Source organism: Methanohalobium sp. (assembly GCF_046546175.1).
Classification (GTDB): domain Archaea; phylum Halobacteriota; class Methanosarcinia; order Methanosarcinales; family Methanosarcinaceae; genus Methanohalobium.
In genome coordinates this window covers 1-2,825 of sequence record NZ_JBKGYF010000135.1, presented here as the reverse complement: position 1 = coordinate 2,825, position 2,825 = coordinate 1, and the positions used below count along the sequence as shown (strand labels likewise).

Annotated in this window: 5 protein-coding genes; 3 read left to right on the top strand and 2 right to left on the bottom strand. The window is 34.9% G+C overall.

All coding sequences use genetic code 11. From position 1 onward, the window contains the following. A partial coding sequence (locus ACLFMM_RS09735) for a MarC family protein (RefSeq protein WP_410808537.1) occupies nt 1–409 on the bottom strand: 409 nt, incomplete at its 3' end. A gap of 110 nt (nt 410–519) precedes the next feature. Here ACLFMM_RS09735 and ACLFMM_RS09730 point away from each other — a divergent pair. After that, entirely contained in the window at nt 520–975 is a 456-nt protein-coding gene (locus ACLFMM_RS09730; RefSeq protein WP_410808536.1) for a DUF5658 family protein, read from the top strand. 49 nt (nt 976–1,024) lie between these two features. Here ACLFMM_RS09730 and ACLFMM_RS09725 read toward each other — a convergent pair whose 3' ends face one another. After that, the gene (locus ACLFMM_RS09725; protein ID WP_410808535.1) at nt 1,025–1,516 is read right to left on the bottom strand and encodes a rubrerythrin family protein; all 492 of its coding nucleotides are present in this window, start codon (nt 1,514–1,516) and stop codon (nt 1,025–1,027) included. 395 nt (nt 1,517–1,911) lie between these two features. Between ACLFMM_RS09725 and hpt the strand changes: the two genes are divergently transcribed. After that, complete coding sequence (gene hpt, locus ACLFMM_RS09720; protein WP_410808534.1) at nt 1,912–2,478, top strand: hypoxanthine/guanine phosphoribosyltransferase; 567 nt, start codon at nt 1,912–1,914, stop codon at nt 2,476–2,478. Next, on the top strand, nt 2,468–2,825 hold a 358-nt coding region (locus ACLFMM_RS09715), incomplete at its 3' end, for a diphthamide synthesis protein (RefSeq protein WP_410808533.1). The genes hpt and ACLFMM_RS09715, both read left to right, overlap by 11 nt.

The following is a 2,825-nucleotide window of genomic DNA, read 5'->3' as shown; positions in this document are numbered from 1 at the left end:
TAAGAACAATTACTGTTGTGATAGCTCCTGGCCCTGTAAGAAGAGGAAGAGCAATCGGAAATATCCAGATATCTTCTCTGTCTATGGATTCTGTGATTTCATTTTTTGTTATGCTTTCTCTTGATATTTTTGCATGCATCATATCCAGGGCAACCGTGAATAACAAAATCCCGCCTGCAATTCGTAATGAATCTACTCCTATCCCGAAAATATCCAGCACAAAATTGCCTGTTAGAGCAAAAACAAGTGCAACACAAAAAGCAAGCAATACCGAACGTTTTGCTACGGTGTTTTTTTCATTATTACCCATTTTGTTTGTTAACGAAACAAAGGTTACAACTGCAGCAAGAGGATCTACGATAACAAATATTGATACAAAGGAAAAAACAAATAGCCCCACATAATCCATAGAAGAAACTTCTCATACAACATATAAAAATTATAGGGTTATCGCGATCAATAACGTAACTGTATTCTGAAACTTTATTTCAAAAACCATATTTCTTATAAGGTTATAACTTGTACTTAATCTTTCGATTTGATATTTGGGGATTCAGACAGGAGGGGGTATATATTAGGACAGAATACTATAACCTTAGGGGTACCTATAACAATCTAACCGGTTTATTAAGTCATCAGATTTTTAAGTTCCTGGTAGAGGTAAGGTACATAATAGCATTCTATATAATCGGAGATATTCTGACCACATGGTTTGCAATAACATATGGTTATGGTTATGAAGGCAATAGTTTACCATCAGCAGTAATTTCTGAATACGGTTTTACAGGGCTGACACTCCTGAAGTTGCTGGTACTTATCTTCTTGTATTTTTGTTATATAATGGATAAAAAATCAAAAAAGGGATGGAAACTTGGCAAACATTCTATTAATATAATGGGTGTTTTGCTTGTTGCCAGTAATATAACAGTGATATTGTTTGGACACAGTTTCTTCAGTATTGTAGGTGTGGTTTGATACTAAAAATAAAAACAGGAAAAGGAAGAAAAAAGAGGATAGAAATCATTCATTCAACTTTTTCAAACTTTGATTTTGGAGCACCACATATTGGACAGACATCAGGTGCTTCATTCTCTACAGTATTTCCACATACCTGACAGACATAGTAATCTACATCTTCATTGCTGCCCATATTATCCAGTGCTTTCTGGTATAAATCAGCATGAATCTTTTCGACCTTATTTGCAACATCGAAACTCCATGCTGCCTTTGTATGTTCTTCCTCATTTGCTTCTTTTATATACCCTGGATACATTTGTTCAAATTCAAAGGTTTCCCCTTTTATGGCTTCCTGTAAGTTTTCATCAGTACTTTTGACTTCACCCAGAATATCCAGATGGTTGTGAGCGTGGACAGTTTCTGCGGCTGCAGCAGCCCTGAACAATTTAGCTATCTGTTTATAACCATCTTTGTCAGCTTTTTCTGCAAATGCCAGATATTTTCTGTTTGCCATTGACTCGCCTGAGAATGCATCTTTCAAATTATCGATTGTACTCATTTTTAACCTCCATAATTCTAATTTTCACGGACTGTAGATTATAATTGTCCATATATTATATTAACTGTTAAGAACCGTCAGGACTAAAATTTAATTAATAAATTTTTTAAATATTATGTTCAGGTTGTACAAAAAACATGAACAGTTATTATACTTACATATTCATGAGAAAGGGGTGTAGGGGTCAAAGGAAACCAACGGTTTCACAAGCTATCCAGTATTTTGTTCAATGCAGGTTCAATACTTATAAGAAAACGTTTGTGGTTATAAACACTTTTAGGGTTAACATTATATACCACAGAGATTTTTTGATATTTGAAACTGTATAATTTTTATGTTCAAATCTGCAAGAATACTGTTGATATTTTAATCAAGTTCTGTTGGAGCTAAACAGCATGCTGGAATTACTTCAAAAATCCTTAAAAAAATCGCCTGTGATTAAAAAGAACAGTTATTATTACTTCATCAATCCCATAACAGATGGAATTCCATCAATTGAACCCAAACTGCTACAGGAAATCACCGGTCATATAGTTAAAAAAACTGACATGAATGTGGACAAAATAGTGTCTGTCGAAGCTATGGGTATTCCTATTGGAACATCGTTATCCCTGAAAACCGGTATCCCACTATCAATTATCAGAAAAAGAAAATATGGACTGGATGGTGAAATAGCAGTATCACAGAGTACTGGTTATTCAAAAGGTGAACTTTATATCAACGGATGTGAAAAGGGTGACCGTGTAATCGTTGTAGATGATGTAATCAGCACAGGTGGTACCCTTAAATCTATAATAAAAGCACTGCTTAATACAGGAGTTAATATATGCGATGTTGTTGTTATCATCGAACGCGGGGATGGGGTATCAGAATTAAAAGAAACGGGTATTGGAGTTAAAACTCTTATAAAGATTGATGTAGATGAAAATGGTGTTTCTATTAAGGGGGTAAATGGTGGTTGATAACGAAAGGTTTGAACTTCAAACAGAATACCTGATTAATATTATAATCAAAACGGAAGCCAGCGTAGTGGGCCTTCAACTGCCAGAAGGACTGAAAAGACAGTCAATCGCTATTGCAACAGAGTTGGAACGGTCAACAGGAGTAGAAGTACTAATATCTGCAGACCCCTGTTATGGTGCATGTGACCTTGACACTGATATTCTGGATAATGTAGACATACTTTTCCATTTTGGACACTCAGAATTGGACGACTGTAAATATAATGAAAAGATTTACTATATCAAGGTAGCTTCAAAACTGGATGTTTCTGACATTGTCAGAAAAGCATTAAAAGAAATCAGAGGAC